Here is a 14,447-nt window from a genome sequence, read left to right on the forward strand (position 1 = left end):
CCCGATGGTTCGGGCGGCACAAGGCGTTCGCGGATTAACGCGCGTTTTGCTTGATGAAGTCGTTGACGCTGGTGTCTTGCGCCATATCGGCAATAACGTCGCCCAACACGGTGTTGACCGCGTTAGTGATTTTCTCGTTGGTTGCCGTGAAGGCACCCTGAACGTTATAGGTTGAACGATAGTTTTTCACCTGCTTGTTGCCGTTTTTGGCCTGGGCGGTAATAGAAATATCGGCCTTGGTGGTGATGTTGTAGCGCAGGTTGCCTTCGGAGACGTCTGCATACAGGTTATTGACCACGATTTGCAGATCAACTGCGCCGTCAGCGCCAATCATGTAGCCGCGTGCGCCCATTTGTTTCTCAAGCACCTCCTGCAGCAAGAAGCGCAGATCGCGTGATGGCGTCAACGTGACCAACTGGCCGTCGCGGTTCACTTTCGCCAGCGCCTGGTCCTGACGCTGATCCGCGCCGTTAATGCTGATGGTCACGCCCTGCAGGGTCGGATCCTGCTGCGGCAGGACGATCTTCGGCGTCACGTTCAGGGTGTTGCTGCTGGTGGCACAGCCGGCCAGCATCAGTGCGGCCAACAGTGGAAGGCAAAGTTTTTTTAACATAGTTACTGTCTCATTCTCGATGGATTTTAAGCCGCCGCAAACTGCCGATATTAACGAAGCGGGTTTGAGCAAGCTTTCTGTAATAATCAGAGCGGGATAGCCAACAACAAATTGTCGACATCATAGCATCGCCGCCGGCCGGAGGAAGCGCAGAACGCAATGGAGTGACAAATTTTTACCTGCCGTTGATAAAAACATGCTTTTTTGGCCGTCTCAATCAGATAAACCTCAAGCGACGGCGGATGTTGACCGTTTTTTGTCCGCAAAAAAGAGAAATTTACCTGAGGAATGGTCTAAAAGGGACGAAAGCGGCTAAGATTGAAATAGATGGGGGCGGTCCTCTGCCGGTGTAGTAAGGAGATCCTATGATTCGCGAGCAAATAGAAGCAAAGTTAAGGGCGGCGTTTGAGCCCGCGTATCTGGAAGTCGTTGATGAAAGTTATCGTCATAACGTTCCGGCGGGTTCAGAAAGCCATTTCAAGGTGGTATTGGTTAGCGATCGCTTCGTTGGCGAACGCTTCCTGACGCGGCATCGTTCGATTTACGGCGTGCTGTCAGAGGAGTTGGCGGATGGCGTACATGCGCTGGCGTTGCACACCTACACCCTGAAAGAGTGGGAAGGGTTGCAGGATACCGTGCCGGCGTCTCCGCCTTGTCGTGGGGCCGGAACCTTGGCCTGACGGCTAAATTTGCGGTATCAGTGGAACTTTGACCACGATTTGGGGTATTACTACAGACGAATTTTGGAACGGCCTGCGGGCCGTTTCTGTTTTTGACGACGACATAGCCGATGCGTAATGCAGCGAAGGCCGGGTCGGCTTCGGCGGCCTTTTGGCGATCAAATCGGCAAAAGTGTGAGTTTTAGCGCGCCGCCGCCGCCTTGCTTTCCTCGACTCGCTCCGCTTGCGCCGCTATAATGTCGCGTCTTATTTTTCCGGAATGGTTTCGGGACGCTTCTGTCATCAGGAAACTCGGTTCTGTAATGTAGCCGTCCTGGTTCTTGGAACGGAGTTGACCGAGCACTGTGATTTTTTTGAGGTAACAAGATGCAAGTTTCAGTAGAAACCACTCAAGGCCTTGGGCGCCGTCTCTCTATTACTGTACCCGCTGATACTATCAAGCAGGCTATTAAAAAAGAGCTGATCAACGCGGCAAAAAGCGTTCGTATCGATGGCTTCCGTAAAGGCCATGTACCGATGAACATCGTTGAGCAACGTTATGGCGCTTCCGTTCGTCAAGATGTGCTGGGCGAAGCGATGCAACGCAGCTTTGTTGATGCGATCATCAAAGAAAAGATCAATCCGGCCGGCGCACCAAACTACGTGCCGGGCGAGTACAAAGAAGGTGAAGATTTCACTTTCGCGGTTGAATTCGAAGTGTATCCGGAAGTTGAGCTGAAAGGCCTGGACAGCATCGAAGTTGAGAAGCCGGTTGTTGAAGTTAACGACGCCGACGTTGACACCATGCTGGACACCCTGCGCAAGCAGCAGGCGACCTGGAAAGACAGCGATCGCGCAGCGCAAGCTGAAGACCGCGTAACCGTAGATTTCTCCGGTTCTATCGATGGCGAAGAGTTTGAAGGCGGCAAAGCCTCTGACTTCGTACTGGCTATGGGCCAGGGCCGCATGATCCCAGGCTTCGAAGAAGGTCTGGTCGGTCATAAAGCCGGTGAAGAATTCACTATCGACGTTAACTTCCCAGAAGATTACCACGCTGAAAACCTGAAGGGCAAAGCGGCTAAATTCGCTATCGTTCTGAAGAAAGTGGAAGAGCGTGAGCTGCCAGAGCTGACTGAAGAATTCATCAAACGTTTCGGCGTGGCTGATGGTTCTATCGAAGGCCTGCGTGCTGAAGTGCGTAAAAACATGGAGCGCGAGCTGAAAGGCGCAGTGCGTAACCGCATCAAGACTCAGGCAATCGACGGCCTGGTCAGCGCTAACGAAATCGACGTTCCTGCTGCGCTGATCGACGGCGAAGTTGACGTTCTGCGCCGTCAGGCTGCACAGCGTTTCGGCGGCAACGAGAAGCAAGCGCTGGAACTGCCACGCGAACTGTTCGAAGAGCAGGCTAAGCGTCGCGTAGTTGTTGGCCTGCTGCTGGGCGAAGTGATCAGCACCAACGATCTGAAAGCTGACGAAGATCGCGTTAAGACGCTGATCGAAGAAATGGCCTCCGCTTACGAAGATCCAAGTGAAGTTGTTGAGTTCTACAGCAAAAACAAAGAGCTGATGAACAACATGCGCAACGTTGCTCTGGAAGAACAAGCGGTTGAAGCCCTGCTGGCAAAAGCGAAAGTGACTGAAAAAGCCACTACCTTCAGCGAGCTGATGAACCAGACTCAACAGGCGTAATGTCTGTACGCCAGGGCGCAATCTAACGCGCCTTCGGGGCTGGCTTGCCGGTCCCGGCGTTAAAAAAGCCCGTAACCTTCGGTTGCGGGCTTTTCTTTTTGCCACGTAGCTGATTAATCTCAGGTTAAGCGTGACAATATGCACTATATTTACCCTGTTGCTCTTGGGACAGTCTGGCATGATGGTCATCGTCGACAATGCTGGCCGCGTTAAAATACGCAGTTGGGCTTGAAATTCTGTCAGCGGCCCCAATCTGTAAAATGTATATATACCCTATAGCTTTCAAGTCGCAGTCAGGCGCCCAGCTTGCCGCCCAGCTTGCTCATCCTCAGGCGCTTACTCGAGTAAGTCACTGGGGTGAGCGGCAAATCTGTCGGGAACAGATTTGAACGCTGCGACTTGAAAGATGATGGGTATGGGCTGTTTGCCAGAGTGCGCGGTATGAGAAAAACCGTCGGGTACGTGTGGCGCGGGTCGAATGCTTGAGCATAGTCATCATGACCGTTCTCAAGTAGAATCGGTGTAATAGGGTGTAACCCTGGCCGCCAAGGCAATTTCTATTAGGAGACGGTAATGTCATACAGTGGCGAACGAGATCAATTTGCACCTAACATGGCCCTGGTGCCGATGGTGGTAGAGCAGACTTCACGCGGGGAGCGTTCTTACGACATCTATTCCCGCCTGCTGAAAGAGCGCATTATTTTCCTGACCGGCCAGGTCGAAGATCACATGGCCAACCTGATTGTGGCGCAGATGCTGTTCCTCGAAGCGGAAAGCCCGGAAAAAGACATTTACCTGTACATTAACTCCCCGGGTGGCGTGATCACCGCCGGCATGTCAATCTATGACACCATGAAGTTCATCAAGCCGGACGTCAGCACCATTTGTATGGGCCAGGCGTGCTCGATGGGCTCTTTCCTGCTGACCGCAGGTGCCAAGGGCAAACGCTTCTGCTTGCCGAACTCACGCGTGATGATCCACCAGCCGCTGGGCGGTTATCAGGGCCAGGCGACGGATATTGAAATCCATGCGCGTGAAATCCTGAAGGTGAAGGCACGCATGAACGAGCTGATGGCAGAACATACCGGCCAGTCACTGGAGCAGATCGAACGCGATACCGAGCGCGATCGCTTTATGACCGCGGAAGAAGCGGTAGAATACGGTCTGGTTGACGGCATTCTGACGCACCGCAAGTAAGTACCACGCGGCTGGCGAGGTATATGTGCGAGCCGATAGGCTATAGTAATCAGAGCGGGCGCAGCTCGCTCTGGTGAGCATAATCGGCGTTCCCGGTATGCGTTTTGGGCGCACTGCCGCCGTGATATTCCTGCGGGACAAAGACTAAAGAAGAGGTTTACTGATGACAGATAAGCGCAAAGACGGTTCAGGAAAGCTGCTGTACTGCTCTTTCTGCGGCAAAAGCCAGCATGAAGTGCGTAAGCTGATTGCCGGTCCGTCAGTGTATATCTGCGATGAATGTGTTGACCTGTGTAACGACATTATTCGCGAAGAGATTAAAGAAGTTGCCCCGCATCGTGAGCGCAGTGCGCTGCCGACGCCGCACGAAATTCGCCACCACCTGGATGACTATGTCATTGGCCAGGAGCAGGCGAAAAAAGTGCTGGCGGTAGCGGTGTATAACCACTACAAACGCCTGCGTAACGGCGATACCAGCAACGGTATCGAGTTGGGCAAAAGCAACATTCTGCTGATTGGCCCGACCGGTAGCGGTAAAACCCTGCTGGCAGAAACGCTGGCGCGCTTCCTGGACGTGCCTTTCACCATGGCCGACGCCACCACGCTGACCGAAGCCGGTTATGTGGGTGAGGACGTGGAGAACATCATCCAGAAGCTGCTGCAGAAGTGCGACTACGACGTGCAGAAAGCACAACGCGGCATTGTCTACATCGATGAGATCGACAAGATTTCCCGTAAGTCAGACAATCCGTCCATCACCCGTGACGTGTCGGGTGAAGGCGTGCAGCAGGCCCTGTTGAAGCTGATCGAAGGCACCATTGCCGCGGTTCCGCCGCAGGGTGGCCGTAAGCATCCTCAGCAGGAATTCCTGCAGGTTGATACCTCGAAAATCCTGTTTATCTGCGGCGGCGCATTTGCCGGCCTGGATAAGGTGATTGGTCAGCGCGTCAATACCGGTTCCGGTATCGGCTTCGGCGCGACCGTGAAGGGTGAAGCTGAGAAAGCGACCGAAGGCGAACTGCTGCTGCAGGCTGAGCCGGAAGATCTGATCAAGTTTGGCCTGATTCCTGAGTTCATCGGTCGTCTGCCAGTCGTGGCAACTCTGAGCGAACTGAGCGAAGAAGCGCTGATCCAGATCCTGAAAGAGCCGAAAAATGCCTTAACCAAACAGTATCAGGCATTGTTCAATCTGGAAGGCGTGGAGCTGGAGTTCCGTGAAGAAGCGCTGAACGCCATCGCCAAGAAGGCCATGACGCGTAAAACCGGTGCACGTGGTCTGCGCTCCATTGTAGAAGGCGCGTTGCTGGACACCATGTATGACCTGCCATCTATGGACAGCGTCGATAAAGTGGTGATCGATGAATCGGTTATCGCCGGCCAGTCCAAGCCTTTGCTGATTTACGGCAAACCGGAAGCTCAGGCTTCAGGCGAATAATTCGCCAGTCAAACCAGAAAGTTAATGCGAAAATGGGGGATTTTATCCCCCATTTCTTTTTCCTGCATTCTTGCCGTTGAATGTAAGAGATTCATCCCCATATACTCATTAACCAGATTTTATGAAACGTTTGATGCTTGCGTCTCATGAGATTCCCCTCAACCTGGCGGAAGTTAAACTTAAGAGAGAGCTCTATGAACCCTGAGCGTTCCGAACGCATTGAAATCCCCGTCTTGCCGTTGCGCGACGTGGTGGTTTATCCGCACATGGTGATCCCGTTATTTGTTGGCCGGGAAAAATCGATTCGGTGCCTCGAAGCAGCAATGGATCATGATAAAAAGATCATGCTGGTGGCACAGAAAGAGGCCTCAACGGATGAACCTGGCATTAATGACTTGTTCTCTGTCGGCACCGTAGCGTCGATTTTACAGATGCTAAAACTGCCAGACGGCACGGTAAAAGTGCTGGTAGAAGGCCTGCAGCGGGCACGTATTACTACGCTTTCCGATAGCGGCGAGCACTTTGCCGCCCAGGCAGAATATCTTGAGTCACCGGCGATTGACGAACGTGAACAAGAAGTCCTGGTGCGCACCGCAATCAATCAGTTTGAAGGCTACATCAAACTGAACAAAAAAATTCCACCGGAGGTGCTGACGTCATTGAACAGCATCGACGATGCTGCACGCCTGGCGGATACCATCGCCGCGCACATGCCGCTGAAACTCAGCGACAAGCAGTCGGTACTGGAGATGTTCGATATCACCGAACGTCTGGAATACCTGATGGCGATGATGGAATCGGAAATTGACCTGCTTCAGGTTGAAAAACGTATCCGTAACCGCGTCAAAAAGCAGATGGAAAAAAGTCAGCGCGAGTACTATCTGAATGAGCAGATGAAGGCGATTCAGAAAGAACTGGGCGAGATGGATGACGCGCCGGACGAGCATGAAGCGCTGAAGCGCAAGATTGAAGCGGCGAAAATGCCGAAAGACGCGCGTGAAAAAACCGAGGCGGAACTGCAAAAGCTGAAAATGATGTCACCCATGTCTGCGGAAGCGACCGTGGTCCGTGGTTACATCGACTGGATGCTGCAGGTGCCGTGGAATGCGCGCAGCAAGGTTAAAAAAGACCTGGTTAAAGCGCAAGAAGTGCTCGATATCGATCACTATGGCCTGGAGCGAGTCAAGGACCGTATTCTTGAGTATCTCGCAGTACAGAGCCGCGTAAGCAAAATCAAAGGGCCTATCCTGTGTCTGGTGGGGCCTCCTGGCGTAGGTAAAACTTCGTTGGGGCAGTCGATCGCCAAAGCGACCGGTCGCCAGTACGTGCGTATGGCGCTGGGCGGCGTGCGTGACGAAGCGGAAATTCGCGGTCACCGTCGTACCTACATCGGCTCGATGCCGGGTAAACTGATCCAGAAAATGGCCAAGGTCGGGGTGAAAAACCCGCTGTTCCTGCTGGACGAAATCGACAAGATGTCTTCCGACATGCGTGGCGATCCGGCTTCGGCATTGCTTGAAGTGCTGGATCCGGAACAGAACGTGGCGTTTAACGATCACTACCTGGAAGTGGATTACGATCTGTCCGACGTGATGTTCGTTGCTACCTCGAACTCGATGAACATTCCTGCGCCGTTGCTGGACCGTATGGAAGTGATTCGCCTGTCCGGCTACACCGAGGACGAGAAGCTCAATATCGCCAAGCAGCACCTGCTGCCGAAGCAGCTTGAGCGTAACGCCCTGAAAAAAGGTGAGCTGACGGTCGACGACAGCGCCATCATTGGCATTATCCGCTATTACACCCGCGAAGCCGGGGTGCGTAGCCTGGAGCGTGAAATCTCCAAGCTGTGCCGTAAAGCGGTGAAAACGCTGCTGATGGACAAGAAGATCAAGCATATCGAGATCAACGGCGACAACCTGAAAGATTATTTGGGTGTGCAACGCGTTGACTATGGCCGTGCCGATACCGAAAACCGAGTGGGTCAGGTCACCGGCCTGGCGTGGACGGAAGTGGGCGGCGATCTGCTGACTATCGAAACCGCGTGCGTGCCGGGCAAAGGCAAACTGACCTACACCGGTTCTCTCGGTGAAGTGATGCAGGAATCGATTCAGGCTGCGCTGACCGTGGTCCGTGCGCGTGCAGACAAACTGGGTATCAACGCTGATTTCTACGAGAAGCGCGATATTCACGTGCACGTACCGGAAGGTGCGACGCCGAAAGACGGCCCGAGTGCCGGTATCGCTATGTGTACCGCGCTGGTGTCTTGCCTGACCGGTAACCCGGTTCGTGCCGATGTGGCAATGACCGGTGAGATCACCTTGCGTGGTCAGGTACTGCCGATTGGTGGCTTGAAAGAGAAACTGTTGGCTGCGCATCGCGGCGGCATCAAAACCGTGCTGATCCCGTATGAGAACAAGCGCGATTTGGAAGAAATTCCGGACAATGTTATCGCCGATCTGGAGATTCATCCGGTGCAGCGAATCGATGAGGTTTTGAACCTTGCGTTGGAGAATCCGGCCTTCGGCGCACTGCCGGTAGCGGCAAAATAGTGACGAATCGCAAAAACCATTGATAAAACTTATGCTGGCAAGTCATTTCGGACTTGCCAGTCTTTTTTTGTACCGCTAAGTTAGAAAGCTGTCGGCCCGCGTTTTGTCACGCTTTCGGTGGCTTGCCAAGGTTCGATGGGATTGATATAACAGCTGCGCTGTCGCAACCGTAGGGATTTTCCGGTGCGACGATTGAATTCTAGAGGGGATGATAGAGTGAATAAGTCACAACTGATCGACAAAATTGCCGCAGGTGCTGATATTTCCAAAGCGGCAGCTGTGCGTGCTTTAGATGCAGTGATTGCATCTGTTACCGAATCCTTGAAGGAAGGGGATGACGTGGCGCTGGTTGGTTTCGGTTCTTTCACCGTGCGTGAGCGTTCTGCCCGTACTGGCCGTAACCCACAGACCGGTAAAGAGATCAAAATCGCGGCAGCCAAAGTTCCGGCCTTCCGTGCAGGGAAAGCGCTGAAAGACGCAGTAAACTGATTGTTTGCGTCTAACCGTTTAGCGTTGCAGGGTTTAGCAATAAACAATCACCTGACGCAACGGTGCTGGTAAGGTAAGATATAAGGCGCATCAGATTGATGCGCTTTTTTTATTTTTGTCGCAGGGAACGCGCCTGCACAAGGGTGTTTTTAATCCACATCACAGCGGAGTGTTGTCACACTATGATGGACAATTTACGCGCGGCAGCTAATCACGTCGTGCTCAAAATCATCCTGGGCTTGATCATTTTGTCATTTCTTTTGACAGGGGTGGTCAGCTATCAGGGGAGTGCCGGTGATTATGCAGCGAAGGTCAATGGCCAGGTGATCGAGCGTGCTCAGCTGGAACAGGCTTTCCAAAGCGAACGCAGCCGCATGCAGCAACAGTTGGGTGACCAGTTCTCCGTACTGGCGGGCAACGAAGGCTATATGCAGCAGATGCGCCATCAGGCACTGTCACAGCTGATCGACAACATGCTGCTGGACCAATATGCCAAGAAATTAGGCCTGAGCGTCAGCGACGATCAGGTGAAAGAAGCCATCCGTAAAGCGCCTTACTTCCAGACAAACGGCCAGTTCGATAACGCTAAATATCTCGATCTGATTAGCCGCATGGGTTACACCGCCGATAACTTTGCGCAGTCAATGCGTCAGCAGTTGGTTAATCAGCAGGTGATCCAGGCCTTCGGCGAGTCAGGTTTCATCCTGCCAACCGAAGCGCAAGGGATGACGTCACTGGTGCTGCAGCAGCGCGATGTGCGCCTGGCTACGCTGGATCTGAAAGCGTTGCAGGCCAAGCAGACCGTGACCGACGACGAGCTGAAAGACTACTACAGCCAGAACAAGAACAGCTTTATTGCGCCGGAGCAGGTCAAAGTAAGCTACATTCCGATGGACGCCGCCTCTATGCAGGACAAGGTGACGGTAGCCGATGCGGATATCAGCGCCTATTACGACCAGCACAAAAGCAGCTACGGCCAGCCTGAGCGCAAGAATTACAGCGTGATCCAGCTGAAAACCGAGGCGGAAGCCAATGCGGTGCTGGACGAGCTGAAAAAAGGCGGCGATTTCGCCACCCTGGCGAAAGAAAAATCCACCGACATCATCTCACGCCGTACCGGTGGCGAGCTGGGCTGGCTGGAACCGGACACCACGGCAGACGAGCTGAAACAGGCAAACCTGACCGAAAAAGGCCAGCTTTCCGGTGCAGTGAAGTCCTCTGTGGGCTATCTGGTCGTACGTCTGAACGACATCGAGCCGGAAAAAGTGAAGCCGCTTAGCGAAGTGCGTGATGCCATCGCTAAGCAGGTTAAGCAGGAGAAGGCGGTAGACGCCTATTACGCGCTGCAGCAAAAGGTGAGTGAAGCGGCGACCAGCGATAACGAATCTCTGGCCTCAGCCGAAGAAGCCGCCGGTGTGAAAGCGACTCAGACCGATTGGTTCACCCGCGACAACATTCCGGCTGCGCTGAACTTCAAACCTGTCGTCCAGTCGATTTTCGACGGTTCACTGATTGGCGAAGGCGGCTCTCCGGGCAGCAACTCCGATGTAATCACCGTTGATGGCGACCGTGCCTTCGTGATCCGCGTTTCAGGCCACAAGCCAGAAGGCATTGAGCCGTTCGATCAGGTAAAAGATCGCGTGGCGGAATTGGTCAAGCGCAACAAAGCCGAACAGGAAGCGAAACTGCAGGGCGAAAAGCTGTTGGTTGAGCTGAAACAGGGCAAGGGCGACGAAGCGATGAAAGCGGCCGGCCTGAGCTTTGGCAGCGTGCAGAAGATGGCACGCGCGCCGGAAGACAGCCAACTGGTGCAGAGCGTGTTCGCGCTGCCGCACCCGCAGGAAGGCAAACCGGTATACGGCATGTCGCAAGACCGTCAGGACAACGTGGTGCTGATTGCACTTGATGCCGTGACGCCAGGCAGCCTGTCCGCAGACGAAATGAAAACCTTCGTCAGCAAAATGGAAGAAGGCGCTACCGGCGTCTCCTTTGACTCGCTGCTGGCCAGCTTGCGTAAAGAAGCCAAAATCACCATGGGTGCCGCTGAGCAGCAACAGCCTCAGTAACGCGCCGCAGTTTTCTGCAACGCAATGCAATTCCAAAAGGCCGCTTTCGCGGCCTTTTCCATATCTGTTATCCGCCAATTGCTGAAGTTCATCCGCTGCGGCAAGGTGAGCTTGCTGTTAAACACAAGGAGGATACAGCATGCAACTTGCAGAAATGAATGCGGTTAATGGATATGGTTTCAGCCTCAAAGTTTTGCTGGCCGCGGCCCTGATAGGCTTGGCCGGGCCATCGATGGCCGCTGAGGAAAAGAGCGCGACCGGTCAGCCGGTATTATCAGCACCGGCGGTGAAAGCAGGGCAAGGCACTGAAGCCGCAGTCGGCATCGGCGATGAGGCATCGGTCAGTATCAATCAGGCCGATGCCGAGCAGTTGGCCAGTGTACTGAAGGGGGTGGGTTTGAAGAAAGCGGAAAGCATCGTGCGCTACCGTGAGCAGAATGGTCCTTTTACGCAGATTGAGCAGCTTCAGGAAGTGCCGGGTATTGGGCCCGCCCTGTTTGAACGGAACCGTGCGCGGCTCAAAATGTGATATCTATCACGGCTGCATGGCAAAGTGCCGATGCAGCCCTTTTTCCTCTGCTACATTTTACAGGTCTTACCAGTTTGGCGACTTGACCAAACGGGTGAAGGAGCCATCAGTGGCTCCTTCTTTCTCTAATCACCAGGCAGGAGTGGCCGTTCCCTATGCATCAGACCTTTATCAAAGTCCGTGGTTATCATCTCGATGTTTACCAACATGTTAACAATGCACGCTATCTCGAATTTCTCGAGGAGGCGCGCTGGGATTGGCTGGAGAACCAGGAGGGCTTCCGTTGGATGACGGAAAACAACATCGCCTTTATCGTGGTTAATATCAATATCAATTACCGCACGCCGGCGGTGCTGGGGGACAAGTTGCGTATCGACAGTCAGATGGTGCAGCTTAACGGTAAAAGCGGTGTGCTGAGCCAAAAAGTGACGCAGGATGCCACGGGCGCGCCGGTCGCGGATGCGATGCTGACCTTTGTCTGCGTCGATTTGAAAACTCAGCGGGCGTTGCCGATTGAAGGGCAACTGCGCGAACACCTTCAGGTGCTCACGCTGTCGGAAGAAGGGTAAAGCAACGAGCGGCAATGTTTGCCGCCGTTATTCACTCAGACCAGGCCGGTCTTCTGTTTCAGGCTCGCCATCACTTCCGCTTTGTTGATTTGGTATTGCGTCAGGCCGTTGGCGCGCAGGTGACAGGCGGCACATTCACCGCAGCCATCGCCTTTAATACCGCTGTAGCAGGTCAGGGTTTCCTGCCGAACCAGATCCAACTGATGGTAGTAATCTGCCAGTGCCCAGGTCTCAGCCTTGTTCAGCCACATCAGTGGCGTTTCAAAACGGATATCGCGTGCGATGCCCAGCACTATTGCCTGGTTCAGCGCTTTGACAAATTCGTCGCGGCAGTCGGGATAACCGGAAAAATCGGTTTCGCAAACGCCGGTGATCACCGCCTCGGCTTCGACCTGGTAGGCATAAATTGCCGCCAGCGTCAGGAACAGAATATTACGGCCCGGCACGAAAGTGCTCGGCAACCCATTGGCCTCGGTGCTGCCGTAAGCCGGAACCGGGATATTGTCACGGGTCAGGCTGCTGATCGCCAGTTCATTGAGCAGGCCAACGTCCAGCAGTTTATGCGCTTTGGCTCCAAGGGCCACCGACAGCGCTTGAGCCACCTCAATCTCGGCGCGATGGCGCTGACCGTAATCGAAGGTGACGCAGTGAACTTCGTCGTACTGTTGCAATGCCTGAATCAAGCAGGTCGTGGAATCTTGTCCACCGCTGAAAACGACAACCGCGCGTTTCATAAAATTACCTCAATTTAGTGCTGAGACCCTACCCGATGAACACTCGGGCGGTAGGATAAAAATGCGTTGCGGCAGCAATGGTAGCAGAAATAGCGGGTTACCGCTGGGCCGGGCCCATTAAGTCTGGGGAAAGCGGCTCTGTCGAGTCCAGCGGCGGCGGCAGCCAGGCCTGGCAGAAATCGAACCAGCCATGGGCGGTCAGGGTAACCCCATGAATGCGCGGCGGTGCGCTAATTTGATACTGATAGTGAAACAAAGGCGTGATGATCGCCACCCTCATCAGCTGCTGATAATACTCTTTCAACTGCTCATAACGCGGTTGCTGTGCAGGTAACTGTTGGATCTGCTGCAGCGTCTGCTGCTGATGTCGCCAGCGATCGTCGGGCAGAATGCCGCGCCACAGCGTATCTTGCCGCAGCCAGCTTTCCAGCGTCGCTTCCGGTGACTCACCGATCAGGTTATCGGCCAGCAGCAGGTCGGCCTGTTCGATTTGTTCGGCGCTTTGCCAGCGTTTACCCGCGTAATAACGCAGTTCCAGCTCGCAACCGTGGCGTGCCAAAAGCTGCTGCAGAGCCACAGTGAACGTTTCCAGTTCTACCGGTGGCCGATACAGCAGCGTCAAGTTGGCGGGAAGGGCTATCTCATCATCGACCTGATGCCGAGGGATGGCCCAGCCTGGCAGCATTTCGTGGCTGGGGGTGATGACGCTGTTTGGTACCGGCAGATTGGCCAACAGGCCAGATTGCTGGATCAACATCAGCAGTTTTTGGCCCTGGGCTTCGTTGAGCACGCCGTGTTTCAAATTGACCGCCAGATAGCACCAGCCCAGGCTCATGCTGCGTTGCACCGGCCGTGCCAGCGCCATCTCTTCCTGCTGGCCGATGGTTATGCGCACCGGGTGCTGGCAACTGGTGTAAGCCGCGTCGACCTGTAGCTCCGGGGTGATCCAATACTCGATGCTCTCAAGATAAGGATGCTGCAAATGGTAAAACGGATGCTGTTCCAGCCGTACCAAATGCGCCTCGTTTAGCGTCAGTTTGAAAGGGCCAGCGCCAATGCCTGCGGCCTCCGGGTGGGTTAGCAGGCAAGGCAATTCCGCAAGACGATGCGCCAACCAGTAGTCGGGATGCTGTAAATCAAACTGCAGACACAGCGCATGCGGCAGGCTGATGGCCGTAACGTTGGCCAGGCTGGGGCGACTGCGAGGGTGTCGTTGCAGCTTTTCCAGCGTTTGCAACAGCTGCTGGCCGGTCAGCATTTCACCGTTGTGCCAGCGCAATTGACTGCGCAGGAAGAACTGCCAGCGCAGGCCGTCATGGCTGATTTGCCAGTGATGGGCCAGATCGGATTGCGGTTCAGGATTGCCGGTAATGAAGCGCGTCAGCCCGGCATGCAGGGTGGCAACCAAATGTTGTTCGGCGCGGCCGGTCAGGGTCAGTGGATCCAGAGATTCCAGCGTGCGGTAATAGGGGATACGCAGCGTTGGGCTGCCTGCTTGCCACTGGCCGCCGAGATGCGGGCTGAGCAACTCCTGCAAATGCTGCGGCGCCAACTGCGCCATTTCCAACGCGCCCTGGTGGTCGCCGTCATGCAGTAAGCGCTGCAAGTGTGCGGCGCGCAGCTCGTCCGGGGTTTTCAAACACTGCAGGCGAGCCCGCTTGCCGCGACCGGGCTGTGAATGCCAGCTTAGCCAGCCCTGATCCTGTAGCTGTTGTACCAGCGTGCGAGCATGGCGTTCGCTGCAATAGAACAGGGCTGCGAGTTCGCCGATGGTGATGGCCACCGGCGCAGCGCCGAGCTGTTGATACAGGCGTTGATACTGGCTGAGACGATGGGTCAGGCGCATGATGGAAATCCGGAACAGTTTTCCAGAATTGTTCACTATTACTTCCGTAAATACCATCTCATACTGCAG

Annotated in this window: 12 protein-coding genes; 9 read left to right on the forward strand and 3 right to left on the reverse strand. The window is 54.5% G+C overall.

The features are described from left to right. Positions 1-34: 34 nt before the first annotated feature. On the reverse strand, positions 35-613 hold the full coding sequence (locus AAZT04_RS01015) for a lipoprotein (protein WP_006319785.1): 579 nt from the start codon (positions 611-613) through the stop codon (positions 35-37). Between the two features lie 365 nt (positions 614-978). Between AAZT04_RS01015 and bolA the strand changes: the two genes are divergently transcribed. The 9 genes from bolA to AAZT04_RS01060 all read left to right on the forward strand — a co-directional run bounded on the left by bolA (position 979) and on the right by AAZT04_RS01060 (position 11,798). Continuing rightward, positions 979-1,293, forward strand: coding sequence for a transcriptional regulator BolA (bolA, locus tag AAZT04_RS01020; RefSeq protein ID WP_004940361.1), 315 nt, complete (start codon positions 979-981; stop codon positions 1,291-1,293). 366 nt (positions 1,294-1,659) lie between these two features. Then, a complete protein-coding gene (gene tig / locus AAZT04_RS01025; RefSeq protein WP_020825490.1) occupies positions 1,660-2,964 on the forward strand; it encodes a trigger factor in 1,305 nt (434 codons plus the stop codon). 573 nt (positions 2,965-3,537) lie between these two features. Continuing rightward, positions 3,538-4,161 (forward strand): ATP-dependent Clp endopeptidase proteolytic subunit ClpP, encoded by a 624-nt coding sequence (gene clpP, locus AAZT04_RS01030; protein WP_020825491.1) that lies wholly within the window; start codon positions 3,538-3,540, stop codon positions 4,159-4,161. A 163-nt stretch (positions 4,162-4,324) separates the two neighbouring features. Beyond that, on the forward strand, positions 4,325-5,596 hold the full coding sequence (clpX, locus tag AAZT04_RS01035) for an ATP-dependent protease ATP-binding subunit ClpX (protein WP_020825492.1): 1,272 nt from the start codon (positions 4,325-4,327) through the stop codon (positions 5,594-5,596). Between the two features lie 194 nt (positions 5,597-5,790). Next, positions 5,791-8,145, forward strand: coding sequence for an endopeptidase La (lon, locus tag AAZT04_RS01040; protein ID WP_434678702.1), 2,355 nt, complete (start codon positions 5,791-5,793; stop codon positions 8,143-8,145). 216 nt (positions 8,146-8,361) lie between these two features. After that, positions 8,362-8,634, forward strand: coding sequence for a nucleoid-associated protein HU-beta (gene hupB / locus AAZT04_RS01045; RefSeq protein WP_434678704.1), 273 nt, complete (start codon positions 8,362-8,364; stop codon positions 8,632-8,634). A 182-nt stretch (positions 8,635-8,816) separates the two neighbouring features. Further along, positions 8,817-10,700 (forward strand): peptidylprolyl isomerase, encoded by a 1,884-nt coding sequence (ppiD, locus tag AAZT04_RS01050; protein WP_020825494.1) that lies wholly within the window; start codon positions 8,817-8,819, stop codon positions 10,698-10,700. Positions 10,701-10,839: 139 nt separating this feature from the next. Beyond that, a complete protein-coding gene (locus AAZT04_RS01055) occupies positions 10,840-11,229 on the forward strand; it encodes a ComEA family DNA-binding protein (protein WP_129982667.1) in 390 nt (129 codons plus the stop codon). Positions 11,230-11,384: 155 nt separating this feature from the next. Continuing rightward, positions 11,385-11,798, forward strand: a complete 414-nt coding sequence (locus AAZT04_RS01060; protein WP_020825496.1) for an acyl-CoA thioesterase — start codon at positions 11,385-11,387, stop codon at positions 11,796-11,798. Between the two features lie 35 nt (positions 11,799-11,833). Here AAZT04_RS01060 and queC read toward each other — a convergent pair whose 3' ends face one another. Then, complete coding sequence (queC, locus tag AAZT04_RS01065; RefSeq protein WP_020825497.1) at positions 11,834-12,532, reverse strand: 7-cyano-7-deazaguanine synthase QueC; 699 nt, start codon at positions 12,530-12,532, stop codon at positions 11,834-11,836. Positions 12,533-12,629: 97 nt separating this feature from the next. Continuing rightward, on the reverse strand, positions 12,630-14,378 hold the full coding sequence (locus AAZT04_RS01070; protein ID WP_434679510.1) for an SgrR family transcriptional regulator: 1,749 nt from the start codon (positions 14,376-14,378) through the stop codon (positions 12,630-12,632). Positions 14,379-14,447 lie beyond the last annotated feature (69 nt).

This window comes from Serratia sp. Je.1.23.a (assembly GCF_051129805.1).
GTDB classification, from domain to species: Bacteria; Pseudomonadota; Gammaproteobacteria; order Enterobacterales; family Enterobacteriaceae; genus Serratia; species Serratia liquefaciens.

Bases quoted from the DNA above. Each gene is read 5' to 3' on its own strand.
- AAZT04_RS01015 (WP_006319785.1), bottom strand. From the start codon at position 613: ATGTTAAAAAAACTTTGCCTTCCACTGTTGGCCGCACTGATGCTGGCC.
- bolA (WP_004940361.1), top strand. From the start codon at position 979: ATGATTCGCGAGCAAATAGAAGCAAAGTTAAGGGCGGCGTTTGAGCCC.
- tig (WP_020825490.1), top strand. From the start codon at position 1,660: ATGCAAGTTTCAGTAGAAACCACTCAAGGCCTTGGGCGCCGTCTCTCT.
- clpP (WP_020825491.1), top strand. From the start codon at position 3,538: ATGTCATACAGTGGCGAACGAGATCAATTTGCACCTAACATGGCCCTG.
- clpX (WP_020825492.1), top strand. From the start codon at position 4,325: ATGACAGATAAGCGCAAAGACGGTTCAGGAAAGCTGCTGTACTGCTCT.
- lon (WP_434678702.1), top strand. From the start codon at position 5,791: ATGAACCCTGAGCGTTCCGAACGCATTGAAATCCCCGTCTTGCCGTTG.
- ppiD (WP_020825494.1), top strand. From the start codon at position 8,817: ATGATGGACAATTTACGCGCGGCAGCTAATCACGTCGTGCTCAAAATC.
- AAZT04_RS01055 (WP_129982667.1), top strand. From the start codon at position 10,840: ATGCAACTTGCAGAAATGAATGCGGTTAATGGATATGGTTTCAGCCTC.
- AAZT04_RS01060 (WP_020825496.1), top strand. From the start codon at position 11,385: ATGCATCAGACCTTTATCAAAGTCCGTGGTTATCATCTCGATGTTTAC.
- queC (WP_020825497.1), bottom strand. From the start codon at position 12,532: ATGAAACGCGCGGTTGTCGTTTTCAGCGGTGGACAAGATTCCACGACC.
- AAZT04_RS01070 (WP_434679510.1), bottom strand. From the start codon at position 14,378: ATGCGCCTGACCCATCGTCTCAGCCAGTATCAACGCCTGTATCAACAG.